The organism is Chryseobacterium gregarium DSM 19109 (assembly GCF_000430845.1).
GTDB classification, from domain to species: Bacteria; Bacteroidota; Bacteroidia; order Flavobacteriales; family Weeksellaceae; genus Chryseobacterium; species Chryseobacterium gregarium.
In genome coordinates this window covers 119,261-133,760 of record NZ_AUMU01000010.1, presented here as the reverse complement: position 1 = coordinate 133,760, position 14,500 = coordinate 119,261, and the positions used below count along the sequence as shown (strand labels likewise).

The 14,500-nt window shown below is 39.4% G+C and carries 14 protein-coding genes and 1 pseudogene; 12 read left to right on the top strand and 3 right to left on the bottom strand.

All coding sequences use genetic code 11. The features are described 5' to 3' along the window. Positions 1-1,341 (top strand): beta-carotene 15,15'-monooxygenase, encoded by a 1,341-nt coding sequence (locus H561_RS0112710; protein ID WP_027387361.1) that lies wholly within the window; start codon positions 1-3, stop codon positions 1,339-1,341. A 68-nt stretch (positions 1,342-1,409) separates the two neighbouring features. Continuing rightward, the gene (locus tag H561_RS0112705; RefSeq protein ID WP_228372267.1) at positions 1,410-2,252 is read left to right on the top strand and encodes a hypothetical protein; all 843 of its coding nucleotides are present in this window, start codon (positions 1,410-1,412) and stop codon (positions 2,250-2,252) included. A gap of 76 nt (positions 2,253-2,328) precedes the next feature. On the opposite strand, the gene H561_RS0112700 is transcribed toward H561_RS0112705, so the two are convergent. From H561_RS0112700 to H561_RS0112690, 3 genes are all read right to left on the bottom strand, one after another. Next, positions 2,329-2,778, bottom strand: a complete 450-nt coding sequence (locus tag H561_RS0112700) for a GNAT family N-acetyltransferase (protein WP_027387359.1) — start codon at positions 2,776-2,778, stop codon at positions 2,329-2,331. Further along, a complete protein-coding gene (gene yihA / locus H561_RS0112695; protein ID WP_027387358.1) occupies positions 2,771-3,394 on the bottom strand; it encodes a ribosome biogenesis GTP-binding protein YihA/YsxC in 624 nt (207 codons plus the stop codon). Before yihA ends, H561_RS0112700 begins: the two co-directional genes overlap by 8 nt. Positions 3,395-3,462: 68 nt before the next feature. After that, positions 3,463-4,224: an alpha/beta fold hydrolase gene (locus tag H561_RS0112690; RefSeq protein ID WP_027387357.1), complete on the bottom strand. Its 762-nt coding sequence runs from the start codon at positions 4,222-4,224 to the stop codon at positions 3,463-3,465. Positions 4,225-4,496: 272 nt separating this feature from the next. Here H561_RS0112690 and mraZ point away from each other — a divergent pair, with 272 nt between their 5' ends. The 10 genes and pseudogenes from mraZ to H561_RS0112635 all read left to right on the top strand — a co-directional run bounded on the left by mraZ (position 4,497) and on the right by H561_RS0112635 (position 14,498). Then, positions 4,497-4,955 (top strand): division/cell wall cluster transcriptional repressor MraZ, encoded by a 459-nt coding sequence (gene mraZ, locus H561_RS0112685; protein WP_034762142.1) that lies wholly within the window; start codon positions 4,497-4,499, stop codon positions 4,953-4,955. A 42-nt stretch (positions 4,956-4,997) separates the two neighbouring features. After that, positions 4,998-5,891, top strand: coding sequence for a 16S rRNA (cytosine(1402)-N(4))-methyltransferase RsmH (rsmH, locus tag H561_RS0112680; RefSeq protein WP_027387355.1), 894 nt, complete (start codon positions 4,998-5,000; stop codon positions 5,889-5,891). 64 nt (positions 5,892-5,955) lie between these two features. Then, positions 5,956-6,321 (top strand): FtsL-like putative cell division protein, encoded by a 366-nt coding sequence (locus tag H561_RS0112675; protein ID WP_027387354.1) that lies wholly within the window; start codon positions 5,956-5,958, stop codon positions 6,319-6,321. Continuing rightward, a complete protein-coding gene (locus H561_RS0112670; protein WP_027387353.1) occupies positions 6,305-8,296 on the top strand; it encodes a penicillin-binding transpeptidase domain-containing protein in 1,992 nt (663 codons plus the stop codon). Before H561_RS0112675 ends, H561_RS0112670 begins: the two co-directional genes overlap by 17 nt. Positions 8,297-8,371: 75 nt before the next feature. After that, on the top strand, positions 8,372-9,832 hold the full coding sequence (locus H561_RS0112665) for a UDP-N-acetylmuramoyl-L-alanyl-D-glutamate--2,6-diaminopimelate ligase (protein ID WP_027387352.1): 1,461 nt from the start codon (positions 8,372-8,374) through the stop codon (positions 9,830-9,832). A gap of 158 nt (positions 9,833-9,990) precedes the next feature. Then, positions 9,991-10,266 (top strand): annotated as a pseudogene (locus tag H561_RS23645) (four helix bundle protein); the annotation flags it as partial. A gap of 27 nt (positions 10,267-10,293) precedes the next feature. Then, positions 10,294-11,535, top strand: coding sequence for a phospho-N-acetylmuramoyl-pentapeptide-transferase (mraY, locus tag H561_RS0112650; protein WP_027387351.1), 1,242 nt, complete (start codon positions 10,294-10,296; stop codon positions 11,533-11,535). Between the two features lie 77 nt (positions 11,536-11,612). Further along, on the top strand, positions 11,613-12,950 hold the full coding sequence (gene murD / locus H561_RS0112645) for a UDP-N-acetylmuramoyl-L-alanine--D-glutamate ligase (protein WP_027387350.1): 1,338 nt from the start codon (positions 11,613-11,615) through the stop codon (positions 12,948-12,950). Between the two features lie 55 nt (positions 12,951-13,005). Continuing rightward, positions 13,006-14,244, top strand: a complete 1,239-nt coding sequence (locus tag H561_RS0112640) for an FtsW/RodA/SpoVE family cell cycle protein (protein WP_027387349.1) — start codon at positions 13,006-13,008, stop codon at positions 14,242-14,244. Between the two features lie 11 nt (positions 14,245-14,255). Beyond that, a complete protein-coding gene (locus H561_RS0112635; protein ID WP_027387348.1) occupies positions 14,256-14,498 on the top strand; it encodes a hypothetical protein in 243 nt (80 codons plus the stop codon). Positions 14,499-14,500 lie beyond the last annotated feature (2 nt).

Sequence of the window (14,500 nt, the reverse complement as noted above, 5' to 3'; positions counted from 1 at the left end):
ATGGATACGACCAGTATAAAAAATTTGTTTAAACTAAAATCCTTTCCGGCAGAACCCATACAGGAAGAACTTCCGAAAACAGAAATAAACCCGGATGAAGAATCTCCAGAAGAAAGCAGGAAAAGGACCTATCATGAATCAGGCTACAGAGACAGTTCAAGAACCAGCGGGAACCATTCGACTTTATCCATCTGCCTGGATGCGGTATATTCCAGGTTTCAGAATGAGGAAAAGGAAATGGTGGAAAAACAGCAGAAGCTGAAAGAATCCTATGTCAATGAACAGAAAAACCGGGAAACGGAAATCAAAGCACTTACTGTTTCCGCAGAAACCAAAGAAGAGCAGGCAAAAAATAAAAATATAGAAATTGAAAGCCACCAGCAGAATGCTGAAACTTTAAAAGCGGAAATCCTTGATCTGCCGAGAAACCCTGAAAAGTACAACGTAAAAGCGACAAGAGGTGCCTCTACAAAATTCTGGATCGGTGCTATCCTTCTGGTTCCGATAACTTTATATTTGGCAACATTTTATATTTCCACATCCTACTCTGCTTTTTTTAAAACATTTGATGCAAAAAGTACAGTCATACAGAGTGTTTTGGATGCCAATGCATGGACAAAAGCATGGGCTGACGGCTTTATTGAAGTTTCTTTTGTTACTTTAATCCCGTTTGTATTTCTTGGATTGGGATTTCTGATTCATATGTTCGGTGAAAATAAAACAAAAGTCAATTACGTAAAGCTGGGTTTATTATTTGTGGTAACTTTTATTTTCGATGCCATTTTAGCATATGAAATAGAATCTAAATTATACGAACTTAACAAGACTTTTGAGTCTCCCCCATTTAACCTTAAAATTGCTTTTACCAAGAACCAGTTTTGGGGTATTATTTTCGCCGGATTCATTGTATACATTATCTGGGGGCTCGTATTTGACTTTGTGATGAAAGAGCACCGGGAAAAAGACCGGATTAAAAACGAACAGGAGATCAGGCAGAAGAAAGTAGAGTTCCTGACAGAAAAGATCAATGCCCTGAAAAAGGAAATTGAGGACATTAAGGCCAATATCGGCAGCATTAAAGAATCGGTGATCAAAACCCGGGGCAGGATTGAAGAACTTCAGAATATCATTGACGGAGTGATTATTCCCACAAAAGATTATAAAATGTACGCTTCGGAATATGTCCAGGGCTGGATTACGTTCATCGGTGAAAAAATAGCCGTTTCAAGAATTGAAAAACAGACCATGATCGACAGCTGTATTGACACGTATACGAGCAATCTGGATATTGTGGGAGCCAACGACAACAATCAGAATTTAGTGTATTTATCATCCTTATAATCAGAATTATGAAAAAAATATTTTACCTGTTTTTTATGATTTGCTTAGTGTCTTGTTGTAATAAAAAAGTGAATGAAACAGATCCTAAAAAAAAGGATTCAGTTATTGTTGATTCAAACAACATCAATGTCAGTATTCTGATTGACCTGTCAGACAGAATTGACCCGGATACCAATCCGAATCCTGCCATGCCCTATTTTCAGAGAGATATGGAATACATCAGAGCTATCCAAAAAGGATTTATTGATCATCTCAAATCAAAAAAGATCATTACCTATGACGACCAGATGCAGGTATTTTTCAACCCGGAACCTTCCGACCCGAAAATCAACCAGTTTACGAAAGACCTTAAAGTTTCCTTTGATAAAAATACTTCCAAAGATTATTTTACATCAGTTGAAAAGAAATATGCTGAAATCCCCTCATACATTTATCAGTCAGCCATTAAAGACGGAAATTATATAGGTTCGGATATCTGGAAATTTTTTAAAAACAAAGTGAAGGATTACTGTATTAAAAATGACCGCAGGAATATCCTTTTCATCCTGACCGACGGCTATATGTATCATGCAGATTCCAAATTTGAGGAAAAGAATAAGAATTCCTATAAAACATCTTATCTCACCAGTAAATTGATCAAAGCCAATAACCTTACGACTTCCAATTTTAAGACAGACATGGAAAAAAATGGATATGGTTTCGTAAAAGCCAATGATAACCTGAATAATCTTGAAGTTATTGTGCTCGGTATCAATCCTGAAAAAGGAAACCCTTTTGAAGAAGCCGTGATCAAAGAATACTGGGAAAATTGGTTTAAAGAAATGAAGATCAAAAACTATCAGATAAAATCTGCTGACCTACCATCTAATCTCGAACCTATTATTTTAAAGGCTATTTCAGATAAAAACTAAAAACCACAAAAAACACTCCATATATATCATTAAAAAAGCGAAGAATGAATTCATCATGTCTTCGCTTTTATTTTCTTTATGTTCTAAGCATTTCCGTGTGCGGAATGTCATCTTCAAGATATTTTTTTCCCGTATCTTCAAATCCGAAATCGCTGTAGAACTTCAGCAGGTAATCCTGTGCGGAGATCCTGATTTCAGAAGTATGAAAACGATTTTCAATCGTTTCTACTGCATATCGGATCAGCTGTCTCCCGAGGCTTTTGCCCCTTGCTTGTTCTGTAGTTAAAACCCTTCCGATAGAAGCTTCATTATACTTGACTCCTTTATTGAAAATCCGGCAGCTGGCCAGGACTTCCCCATCTTCCTCCGCCCAGAGGTGAACCGCTTTCTGGTCGTAATCGTCCAGATCAGGATACGGACAGTTCTGCTCCACAACAAAGACATCAATTCTAGCTTTCAGGACAGCATATAATTCGGGAACGGTAAATTCATCAAAAGACTTAATCTTCCAGACCATATTACTCATCAAAAGTCACATGGTTTAATGTTAGGAATTCATTGGTCTTCTGGATAAATTTCAGGATTTCGTCGCCGCCTTCCTTTTTTTCAGCAGACGTTACGTACAGCTCCGGAAGGTCTTCCCAGGTCTTGTGCAGTTCTTTTTTATAATCTTCCACATTGGAGATTACTATATTAGGCTTCAGTTTATCCGCTTTGGTAAATACAATAGAAAACGGCACTCCGCTTTCACCGCACCACTGGATAAATTCCAGGTCAATCAGCTGGGGCTTGTGCCTTGAATCAACCAGAACAAAAAGGTTCACCAGGTTTCTCCGGTTCAGGATGTAGTTGGTAATCAGTTTCTCGAAGTCTTTCCTGATGGATTTGGAAACTTTGGCATACCCATATCCCGGTAAATCGGTAAGGTACCAGTTCTCATTTACTAAAAAATGATTGATAAGCTGCGTTTTTCCGGGCGTTCCTGAAGTTTTGGCCAGGTCCTTATGGTTCATCATCGCATTGATTAATGAAGACTTTCCTACATTTGATCTGCCGATAAACGCATACTCGGGAAGGTCTGGTTCAGGGCAGTCCTGCCATCTTCCGCTGCTCTTGACAAACGTTGCTGTTTTAATAACCATTTTTTGAAATATGTTTAGAAAAATAAACCATTAAGAAGTTCTTAATGGTTATTTATATTAATTTTTATTTAAACTTTATCTTTTACCCAGGTGTAAAGAATCTCATTGAATTCGTCTGGCTTTTCCATCATTGCCGCGTGCCCGCATTTATCGATCCAGAACAGTTCTGAGTTCGGAATGAATTTATGCATGTCTTCCGCTACTTCAGGCGGCGTTACATTATCCTGTTTACCCCATATAAGACATGTCGGGGTAAGAATTTTAGGCAAATCATGCAGCATATTGTGTTTGATGGCACTTCTTGCCAGCATTACCGTTTTAATACCCTTCATCCGGTCATTTACCACCCCGAAAACTTCATCAACAAGGTCCTCAGTAGCGACAGCAGGATCATAAAAAACGTCTTCTGTTTTTTTTCTGATATAGGAACGGTCATTTTTTCTGGGAAAACTGTCACCGAAAGTCCTTTCGTATAGTCCCGAACTTCCTGTAAGCACCAGGTTATTAACCAGATCCGGTCTTGCCAGCGTCAAAATAAGACCCACATGACCTCCCATTGAATTCCCCACTATGGTAGCAGGACCCTCAATATGACTTTCTAAAAACTTAATAATATATTTGGCAATTGTTGTCAGATTCGTATTAAGTACCGGCAAATCGTAGATCGGCAACTGAGGAACATATACTTTGAATCCCCGGTTAGAAAAAAAATCCACCATCTTATCGAAATTACTTAAACCACCCATTAAACCGTGCAGCAGCACCAATGGATGTCCTTCTCCCGCCTCAACAAAGGTATATTTCTTTTCTTTTTTCGTACTAAATATCATATAATGCCTTAATAAAGCCTTGCAAAAATACAAATTAAACCTCAAAAATATTTTGATAACCCTAATTTAAAATAAAAATAACATACCAAACTCTTTTTTCTTTGCTTTTTTATTGAATTCTTTGTTATGACCTGAATAACAACTTCTATAATGGTCACATGATCAATTTATTAACCCTTATAAAATGATCTTATAATAAAACTTATTAACATTAAGGCAAAAAGTGGGGAAAAGTGGGAGCTTTTGGAAATTATTATATAAATTTGTCCCAAATGAAGAATTTCATTGGGACATATGAGTGTAAAATTGACGATAAAGGCCGTTTAAAAGTTCCTTCATCTCTGATCAAACAGATGGAAGACTGCGATGACAGGGCATTTGTAGTTAAAAGATCCGTGTTCCAACCCTGCCTTGAAGTGTATCCTATGCATGCATGGGATAAAGTGATGGGTAAGATTAATAAGCTGAACAGATTCATTAAAAAAAATGCTGATTTCATCAGAATGTTTACGGCTGGAGTAAAAATAGCAGAACTGGATAGCGCAGGAAGACTGCAGATTTCCAAGGATCTGACTCATTTTTCAAATCTCCGGAAAGATATTGTGATTACCAGCGCAGGAGAATTATTTGAAATCTGGGATAAAGAAGCGTATGAAAAGGTTATTGCTACCAATGAAGAAGATTTTGCCGGTCTTGCGGAAGACGTAATGGGCGCATTTAATGAAGAATAAAAACGCTGAATATTAATAAAATAAGAAAAAACACAATTTAACATGTATCATAACCCCGTTTTGCTGAGACAGAGTGTTGATGATTTGGTGACGAATCAGGACGGAGCATACGTGGACTGTACTTTTGGCGGTGGAGGCCACTCAAGGGAAATCCTTAGCAGGCTGTCAGACAACGGAAGACTGTTCAGCTTTGATCAGGATCTGGATGCTCTTAAAAATACGATCGAAGATCCCAGATTTACATTGATTAACCAGAACTTCAGGTTTCTGGAGAATTCTTTACTGATGCACGGGATTTCACAGGTAGACGGCATCCTGGCAGACTTAGGGGTTTCTTCCCATCAGTTCGATCAGGCAGAACGAGGCTTTTCAACGAGAAGCAACGCACCGCTGGATATGAGGATGAACGTTATGCAGGGGCTTGATGCCAAAAGAGTAATCAATGATTATGATGAGGAACAGCTTGCAGATATTTTTTATTACTATGGCGAGCTGAGGGAAGCCAGGAAACTGGCAAGGGATATTGTGTACCACAGAAAGATAAAAAGCATAAATACCACAGAAGATCTGAAAAAACTATTCAATTATCTTCCGCCCCATAAGGTAAACAAGTTTTACGCCCAGCTGTTTCAGGCGATAAGAATTGAAGTTAATCAGGAACTTGAAGCTCTGAAGGAAATGCTGGTTCAGTCTTATAATATTTTAAAGCCGGAAGGCAGGCTGGTAGTTATTTCCTATCATTCTTTGGAAGACCGGCTGGTCAAAAGGTTTTTGAAAAACGGAATGTTTGAGGGCGAACCGGAAAGAGACATTTACGGAAATTATAAAAAAGCATTTGAGCTGGTAAAAAGTAAGGCGATCATTCCTGATGATAAGGAAATCAAAGAAAACTCAAGAGCCAGAAGTGCAAAAATGAGAACAGGAATAAAACTATAAATGATTAACAATACATGACAGGCGATGGTACCTGTTATTGATCAATCATCAACTATAAAATACATTGGCAAAAAGAACAACATACCGCCCTCAGAAGAAATTAACTTTTATAGATATTGTAAAAGGCAATTTCCTGAATCGTGATGAGGTAAAAATACACTACAAGTATTTTTTATTGTTGTTTGTCCTGATGATGGCCATAATCTACAGCAACCATCTGGTTAATAAAAAAATAGAAATCGTCAACGCGTTAAAGGAAGAAACCGAAGAATATAAATCAAGAAACGCTTACGCACAAAGTAAGCTGATCAAAGTAAAAATGGAATCTCAATTGGGGAAAGAAGTAGCGAGGGACTCTCTGATGACCCTGGAAAACCATCCTCATAAACTGCTAATCAAACTGGACAGTACAGATGCAAAAAACAAATGAATACGACAACAAGCGTAAGAATACGCTAAAATGGGGCTACCTCTTCGCAGTGGTGGCTTTGTGCGTGTTTGTGATGTTCCTGGCGAGGATTGTCATTCTTCAGAATACCAATGTGCAGGAGATTAAAGATGATTACATCAATAAAAATTACCGGGAAGCAACCTTAAAGGCTGCCCGCGGAAACCTCTTTGCTTCAGACGGCTCCATTCTCGCAACAACCGTTATGCGGTATGATATCTATCTTGACTTCAAGACCATGAAGGATACCGTTTATACCAACAACATCGGGGCATTAACCGACTCCCTGAGCAAAATGTTCGGAAAATCCCGGGCGGAATTCAGAAAGAAGTTCGACGAGCAGAGAAAAAAGAAAAACCAGTATTACACACTGGTAAAAGGCCTTGATTTTGACCAGTATGACCGGATCAGAAAGTTCCCGATTTTTAAAAGAGGAAAAAATAAAGGAGGGTTTATTGTAGATAGGAATTACAAGAGGGAACTTGCCACTTCGGAAATCGGAGCCGGAACCATCGGGATGGACAACGGCGAATACAGCTCAGGGCTCGAAGGCGCCTTTTCAAAATACCTGAGGGGAACCGACGGGAAGAGACTGGAACAGAGGATCAACTCCTCCCAATGGAAGCCGATTGATTACTGGAAAGTAAAAGAACCGGTGGACGGCGAAGATGTTTATACCACATTAGACCTTAGGATTCAGGACATCGCCCATTCGGCTCTGGAGAAACAGCTGATCAATTTCGAAGCCAAGCACGGAACTGTAATCGTAATGGAGGTGGAGACCGGAAAAGTACGCGCCTTGGTAAACCTGAGACGCAATGATGACGGAGACTTTGTAGATTCCTATAACTATGCTTTAAAGGATAATATTGAGCCGGGCTCTACATTCAAAACCATTTCACTCCTGGCGGCAATGGATGACGGTTTTATCGATGAAAACACCACGGTAGACGTAGGAAACGGAGTCTGGGTCTATGCCAAGCAAAGAATTTCCGACGGCCACGGCCACGGTACCTATGACATCAGTGATGTGCTGGCAAAATCCAGCAACGTAGGAACCGCGAAACTGATTACAAAATATTATGCAGAGAAACCTCAGATTTTCCTCGACCACCTGAAACGGTGGAAGTTGTTTGACAAAATGGACATCGAGCTTCCGGGAATCACCAAACCGAAAATCGTAACGCCTGAAAATAAAAGATGGAATGCCGCAACTTTAGCGTCAATTGCCTACGGATATTCATCAAACATTAACTTATTACAGTTAACCTCATTCTACAACGGGGTGGCGAATGGCGGTAAAATGCTGAAGCCTTTATTCATTGATAAGATCATGAAGGACGGAAAGCTGATGTACACTGCCAAACCCGAAGTCATGGTGAATAAAATGGCATCAGAAAAGGCAATTAAGATGATGACCAGCGCACTGACAAAAGCCGTAGAAAAAGGGACCGGGAAAAGCATTTTCACCCCGAACCTGAAAATGGCGGGAAAAACAGGAACTGCAAGGTTTGAATACTGGCTTCCGGGCCCTATGAAGTACCGTGCATCGTTTGCCGGCTTCTATCCTGCCGACAAGCCGAAGTATACCTGTTATGTAATGATCAGCGAGCCAAATACCGCAAAGGGATTTTACGGAGGAACTGTTTCCGCACCGGTATTTAAAGAGATTGCAGGAAAAACATTCCTCAAAACCCCTCAGAATATTGAGAAAGAAATGCTTGTTGACAGAAAGGTAAACCTGAACAAAATGGTTGAACCCAATGTGAGAGTAGCAGTTAATAATAAACAGATGCCAAGCGTTGTCGGGCTGATTGGGAAAAATGTCATTCCGCAGCTGGAAAACTTAGGATACCGTGTGGATTTCAAAGGGGTTGGAAGAATCACAGAGCAGTTTCCTTTGGAAGGCACCGTCATCAGTAAAAACCAGAGAATTTATTTATCTCTGCAGAATTAAAATAAAGTTGAAAACATGGCAGCATGAAACCTGCCTGATAAAAATATAAACGGGAGAAATCCCATCCATATAAAAATGGTATTAACAGAACTACTAAAAAGAATTCCGGTCTTAGAAATTCAAGGCGATGACAACCGTGAGGTTTCAGAATTGGTATTTGACAGCAGAAAGGTCACAGAGAATTGTCTTTACATTGCGATGAAAGGAACGGTTTCGGACGGACACTCTTTTATCCCGGCTTCTGTTGAAAAAGGGGCAAAAACAATCGTCTGCGAAGAATTTCCCAAAACTCAGGATGAAAATATCACGTATATCAAAGTAAAAGATTCTTCAAAAACCTTAGGGCAGTTAGCTTCTAATTTTTATGGGAACCCTTCCGAAAAACTTCATTTAATCGGGGTTACGGGAACTAATGGAAAGACTTCTGTTTCCACTTTGCTTTTCGATGTTTTCAAAAATTTAGGTTATGAGTCTGTTCTATTGTCTACCGTTGAAATCCGGATCGGAGATCAGGTAATTCCTGCCACCCACACCACGCCGGATGTGATTACGATTAATAAAATTTTAGCTCAGGCTGTTGAAGAAAGCTGTGACTTTGCTTTCATGGAAGTAAGTTCCCACGGAATCGCGCAGAACAGAATCGAAGGGCTTCATTTTAAAATAGCAGGTTTTACCAACCTTACCCATGACCACCTGGATTACCACAAAACCTTTGATGAGTATTTAAAGACCAAGAAAAGGTTTTTTGACGGCTTGAATGAAAATGCGGTTGCCCTGACAAACATCGATGATAAAAACGGTACGGTCATGCTCCAGAACACTAAGGCAACGAAAAAGTCTTATGCTTTGAAAACGATGGCAGATTACCACGGGAAACTTCTGGAAGTTGATTTCAACGGAATGCTGCTGAACTTCAACGGAAAAGAATTCTGGACCACGCTAACCGGGAAATTCAATGTCTATAATCTATTGCTGGTTTTCGGCATTGCTTCTGAGCTGGGCTTTGAACAGGAAGAAATCCTTCAGGCGATCAGCAGGCTGAAAAGAGTTTCCGGAAGGTTTGAAACCTTTAAGTCAGACGGCGGGATTTTCTTCATTGTAGATTATGCACATACGCCGGATGCACTGGAAAATATTCTGGACAGCATTAATGATATCCGGACAAAAAATGAAAGACTGATCACTGTTTTTGGCTGCGGAGGCGACAGGGACCATGCCAAGAGGCCTGAAATGGGCAATATTGCCAGCAAAAAATCAACACTGGCCATCATTACCTCAGACAACCCGAGGACGGAGGATCCGGCACAGATTATCAGGGAAATAGAAGCCGGTGTTGAACCTCAGTATTTCAGCAAGTACACTTCAATCCCGGACAGGAAAGAAGCCATAAAAATGGCAATAAAGTTTGCAGAACCGAAGGATATTGTTCTGGTAGCCGGGAAAGGCCATGAAAATTATCAGGAAATCAATGGGGTGAAACATCATTTTGATGATAAGGAAGTCATCAATGAGCTTTGGAAATTAATGAGTAAGTAGACGCTTGATTTAAGGATTGAATTGATTTAAAGATTAAAAATTTAATGATGACAAAAAATTTTGAAAATTTCCCGGTTTACATTAAAAGTTTAGATTTAATAGAAAAAGTTTATCAGTTCATTCATAACAAAAGCCTTGAAAAATAATTTGAATTTAATAACCAGATAAAAAGAGCAAGTTTTTCAATATCAAACAATATTGCGGAAGGCTCAGAATATAATAATAACCGACAGTTTATTAGATATTTAAAAATTGCAAAAGGCAGTTGTGCCGAAGTTAGAAGTATGATGATTGTAAGTAAAAGATTAAAGTTAGGAGATGAAAATAATGCCGAAGAAATAATTAATCTGTCGAGAGAGATTTCTTCTAATATCTCAAATTTTATTAAATATTTGAGTGAAAATATGGAGCGGCCTCAATCTTTAAATTTTTAAATAAATTAAATTTTCAAATCAAAAGAAATGTTATACTACCTATACGAATATTTAACAAGTCAGGGGATCCATGTCCCGGGATTGGGGCTGTTGAGATACATCTCTTTCCGTGCAGGCATATCAGTGCTTTTTTCCCTGATCATTGCTTTGGTATACGGAAAAAGAATCATCAGCTTCCTGAGAAAAAAGCAGATGGGTGAACTGGTTCGTGATTTAGGGCTGGACGGTCAGAAGCAGAAAGAAGGCACGCCTACCATGGGAGGGCTCATCATTATTATAGCGACGCTTATTCCCGTTCTGCTGTTTACCCGTATTACCAATGTGTATATCGTCCTTTTACTGGGTTCGATGATCTGGATGGGTGCTATCGGCTTTCTTGATGATTATCTGAAAAAGGTTAAGAAAAACAAAGACGGATTAAGCGGAAAATTCAAAATCGTGGGACAGGTCGGTCTGGGACTGATTGTAGGCATTACGATGTATTTCCATCCTGATATTACCGTAAAGAGAAAATATTCGGATGCAAAAGTGGTCAACCGCAATAATGTAGAGCAGAATTTTATGCCTACGGAGAAAATTGCCGTCTCTACGGTGCCCTTTGCTAAAAACAATGAGTTTGATTACAGCGGGATTTTATTCTGGATGAATGATAAGGATGCTCACGAATGGGCCTGGGTGGTCTTTATCCCGATTGTTATTTTCATTGTGACAGCCGTTTCCAACGGTGCAAATATTACAGATGGGATTGATGGTCTGGCTGCAGGGACGAGTACGGTGATTTTACTGACGCTGGGTCTGTTTGCCTATCTTTCAGGAAACATTATTTTCGCCGATTACCTTAACATCATGTTCCTTCCGAATATGGGGGAAACCACCATTTTTGTGGTCGCGATGGTAGGAGCTGTCATCGGTTTTTTCTGGTACAACACCTATCCTGCCCAGGTTTTTATGGGCGACACAGGAAGCTTGATGCTGGGCGGCGTGATTGCCGTTTTAGCCATTATTTTAAGAAAAGAATTAATGATCCCTGTATTATGCGGGATTTTCCTGATAGAAAATGTTTCTGTGATGCTTCAGGTTATTGTATTTAAATACAGAAAAAGAAAATTCGGGATAGAATATGCCCAGGGCAACAGGTTATTCAGAATGTCACCGCTGCACCATCATTATCAGAAAGGTGGTTTTCACGAAAGTAAAATCGTTAACAGGATGATTATCATTGGTGTTATGCTGGCCATTGTATGTTTGATTACATTAAAAATGAGATAAGAAATTAATTGAAATATTTAAGCATTTAATAATTTTTGAATCATTTAAATTTTTCAGTCATTAAATCAAAAATAAATATGAAAATAGTTGTTTTAGGAGGAGGGGAAAGCGGATGCGGAGCTGCTTATCTGGCCAAGAAACAGGGCCTGGAAGTTTTTCTTTCAGACAAAGGAGCCATTAAGGATAACTATAAGCTGTTTCTTACTGACAATGACATTGAGTTTGAAGAAGGGAATCACAACGAAGAAAAAATTTTAAGTGCAGACTGGATCGTAAAAAGTCCGGGAATCCCGAAAAAAGCGGAGATCATCTATAAAATTCATGACCAGGGGATCAGGATTTCTTCTGAAATTGAGTTTGCTTCTGAATTTACAGATGCTAAAATCATTGCGATCACAGGCAGCAACGGAAAAACAACAACAACGTCACTCATCTATCATATTCTGAAAAATGACGGTCTTAATGTAGGGTTAGGCGGAAACATCGGCTACAGTTTCGCAAAGCAGGTTGCCGATGAAAACCATGAATATTATGTGCTGGAAGTAAGCTCTTTCCAGCTGGATGACATTCAGAATTTCAGGCCTTATATTTCTTTATTGCTGAATCTGTCTCAGGATCACCTGGATCAGTACAATTATAATTATGAAGAATATGCTTTGGCGAAATTCAGGATTACGGAAAACCAGGAAAATGATAATTTTTTCGTCTACAATAAGGATGATCAAATGAGCAAGAGCCTGCTGGAAAAGCTGGAAATCAAAGCAAAAATGATCCCTTTTTCAACAAAGGAGAAACTGTCTGAAGGAGGTTTTATCGATGAAGATCTGATTGTGGTACAGCTGCAGGACAGGTTTTCCATGAAAGCGGAAGAATTATCTCTTTTGGGCAACCATAACGTAGCGAACAGCTTAGCCGCATCTATTGCCGGTAAAATACTGGAAATCAACAATGAAAGCATCAGGAATTCATTAATGACGTTTCAGGCAGTAGAGCATCGGCTGGAATTTGTTGCCGAAACCGACGGTGTAAAATATATCAATGACAGTAAGGCAACCAACGTCAATGCCACCTATTATGCATTAGAAAGCATGAAGACGCCGACGGTCTGGATCGTTGGAGGTCTGGATAAAGGGAATGACTATACCGAAATTGAAGATTTAGTCAAAAGAAAAGTAAAAGCCATTGTCTGCTTAGGAATCGACAACCAGAAGATTATAGATTTCTTTAAGAATAAGAAAGAATTTATATACGATACCTCAAGCATGGAAGAAGCCGTAAAGATCTCAAAATCGCTGACTAAAAAAGGAGATACCGTTTTACTCTCTCCCTGCTGTGCCAGCTTTGATTTATTCAAAAGCTATGAAGACAGGGGCCGTCAGTTTAAAGAGCAGGTATCAAAAATAAGCGAAATGTAAAATGTCGGTTGTAAAAAATACAATTTATTTTGACAGTTTACATGAATACAGTATTATGAACGAACAAGACACAGACAACAGATTTGAATTCCTGAAGGGCGATAAAGTACTTTGGATGGTCATTCTTGTGATCTCCATTTTCTCTATCTTCCCGGTATATTCTGCAAGTTCAAATCTGGAATATATCGTGAATAACGGGACCACAACCGGTCACGTGATCAAGCATATGTTCTTTGTTGTCCTGGGACTGGCGATCATGAGGGTAGTCGGAATGGTGAAATATGAATACATCGGCAAGCTTAGCAGCATCATGCTCGGCTTAATGGTTGTGCTTTTAATCATCACGATGTTCACCGGGCAGACCATTGACGGAGCCAGTGCTTCGAGATGGCTGAAAATTCCCGGGACCCCGATTTCATTCCAGCCGTCTTCTTTCGCATTTTTAATGTTGATTATTTATCTCTGCCGGTATCTGACAAAGAAAATTACCCGGGAAAGGCTTCCGATTGAGAACATTATGTATATTTTCGGGCCTATTTTACTGGTTTTTGTACTGGTTGCCAAAGATAACGGTTCCACAGCCTTAATGATATTATTGGTTTCCGTTATCGTCCTGATAGTAGGACAGTTACACTGGAAATATATTGCAGGGTTTATTTCCTCATCATTTATCGCCATTGTATTGTTCTTGATCATTGCCTTAAATACCAATTTAATCGGCGGAAACCGGGTCCACACGTGGATGAGCCGTATTGAGACTTTTACCTCAAGCAAAGCAAAAACAGCCGATGTTGACGATGAAAGCTTAAAAGCAAAGAATTATCAGGTCATGCAGGCAAAAGCGGCCATTGTTCATGGTGGGATTACAGGAATGGGCCCAGGAAAAAGCGCTCTGAAACAGATGCTTCCGCAATCGGCATCCGATTTTATTTTCGCAGTCATTGTTGAAGAATACGGGGTAATCGGTGCCGCATTCCTGGTCAGCTTATATCTCATTATGATGATCCGTATTGTCATGATCGCCAGCAAAATGCCGGCCTTCTTCGGGTCATTGCTGGTACTCAGTCTCGGTGTGATGATTTTCATACAGCTCTCGGTCAATATTGCCGTTGCCGTTAATCTGATTCCGGTGACAGGACAACCGCTGCCCCTGATCAGTTACGGAGGAACCTCAATGCTTGTCACCTATCTGCAGCTGGGAATTATTTTAAATATCAGCTCAAGAATACAGATTTACGATGAAGAAGGCATGGGCAAAAAACAAAGCATTGCAGAAATAAACGATATCGCTTAAAAAAAAACAAAATGGACATAAGAAAAATTACTTTTACCGATAACAAAAATTCAGAAAACCCGGTGGTGATTGACACCAGCGAAAATATCATCAGTTTTCTTGAGACTTTTAAATTGGAAGTCGGCGAAGTTATAGAGCTTAATGATGGTATGTATACCGTAAAAGTTATATCGAAAAAGAATATTGATGGTAAAAATGAAATTTTGGTCGATGTAGAATTTATTGATCTGATTGAAAATCAGCCTACAGCTTAAAA

What these genes read in the sequence shown, in the direction of transcription:
- H561_RS0112710 (WP_027387361.1), top strand. Translation starts at nt 1, where the DNA reads ATGGATACGACCAGTATAAAAAATTTGTTTAAACTAAAATCCTTTCCG.
- H561_RS0112700 (WP_027387359.1), bottom strand. Translation starts at nt 2,778, where the DNA reads ATGAGTAATATGGTCTGGAAGATTAAGTCTTTTGATGAATTTACCGTT.
- yihA (WP_027387358.1), bottom strand. Translation starts at nt 3,394, where the DNA reads ATGGTTATTAAAACAGCAACGTTTGTCAAGAGCAGCGGAAGATGGCAG.
- H561_RS0112690 (WP_027387357.1), bottom strand. Translation starts at nt 4,224, where the DNA reads ATGATATTTAGTACGAAAAAAGAAAAGAAATATACCTTTGTTGAGGCG.
- mraZ (WP_034762142.1), top strand. Translation starts at nt 4,497, where the DNA reads ATGAAGAATTTCATTGGGACATATGAGTGTAAAATTGACGATAAAGGC.
- rsmH (WP_027387355.1), top strand. Translation starts at nt 4,998, where the DNA reads ATGTATCATAACCCCGTTTTGCTGAGACAGAGTGTTGATGATTTGGTG.
- H561_RS0112670 (WP_027387353.1), top strand. Translation starts at nt 6,305, where the DNA reads ATGCAAAAAACAAATGAATACGACAACAAGCGTAAGAATACGCTAAAA.
- H561_RS0112665 (WP_027387352.1), top strand. Translation starts at nt 8,372, where the DNA reads ATGGTATTAACAGAACTACTAAAAAGAATTCCGGTCTTAGAAATTCAA.
- mraY (WP_027387351.1), top strand. Translation starts at nt 10,294, where the DNA reads ATGTTATACTACCTATACGAATATTTAACAAGTCAGGGGATCCATGTC.
- murD (WP_027387350.1), top strand. Translation starts at nt 11,613, where the DNA reads ATGAAAATAGTTGTTTTAGGAGGAGGGGAAAGCGGATGCGGAGCTGCT.
- H561_RS0112640 (WP_027387349.1), top strand. Translation starts at nt 13,006, where the DNA reads ATGAACGAACAAGACACAGACAACAGATTTGAATTCCTGAAGGGCGAT.
- H561_RS0112635 (WP_027387348.1), top strand. Translation starts at nt 14,256, where the DNA reads ATGGACATAAGAAAAATTACTTTTACCGATAACAAAAATTCAGAAAAC.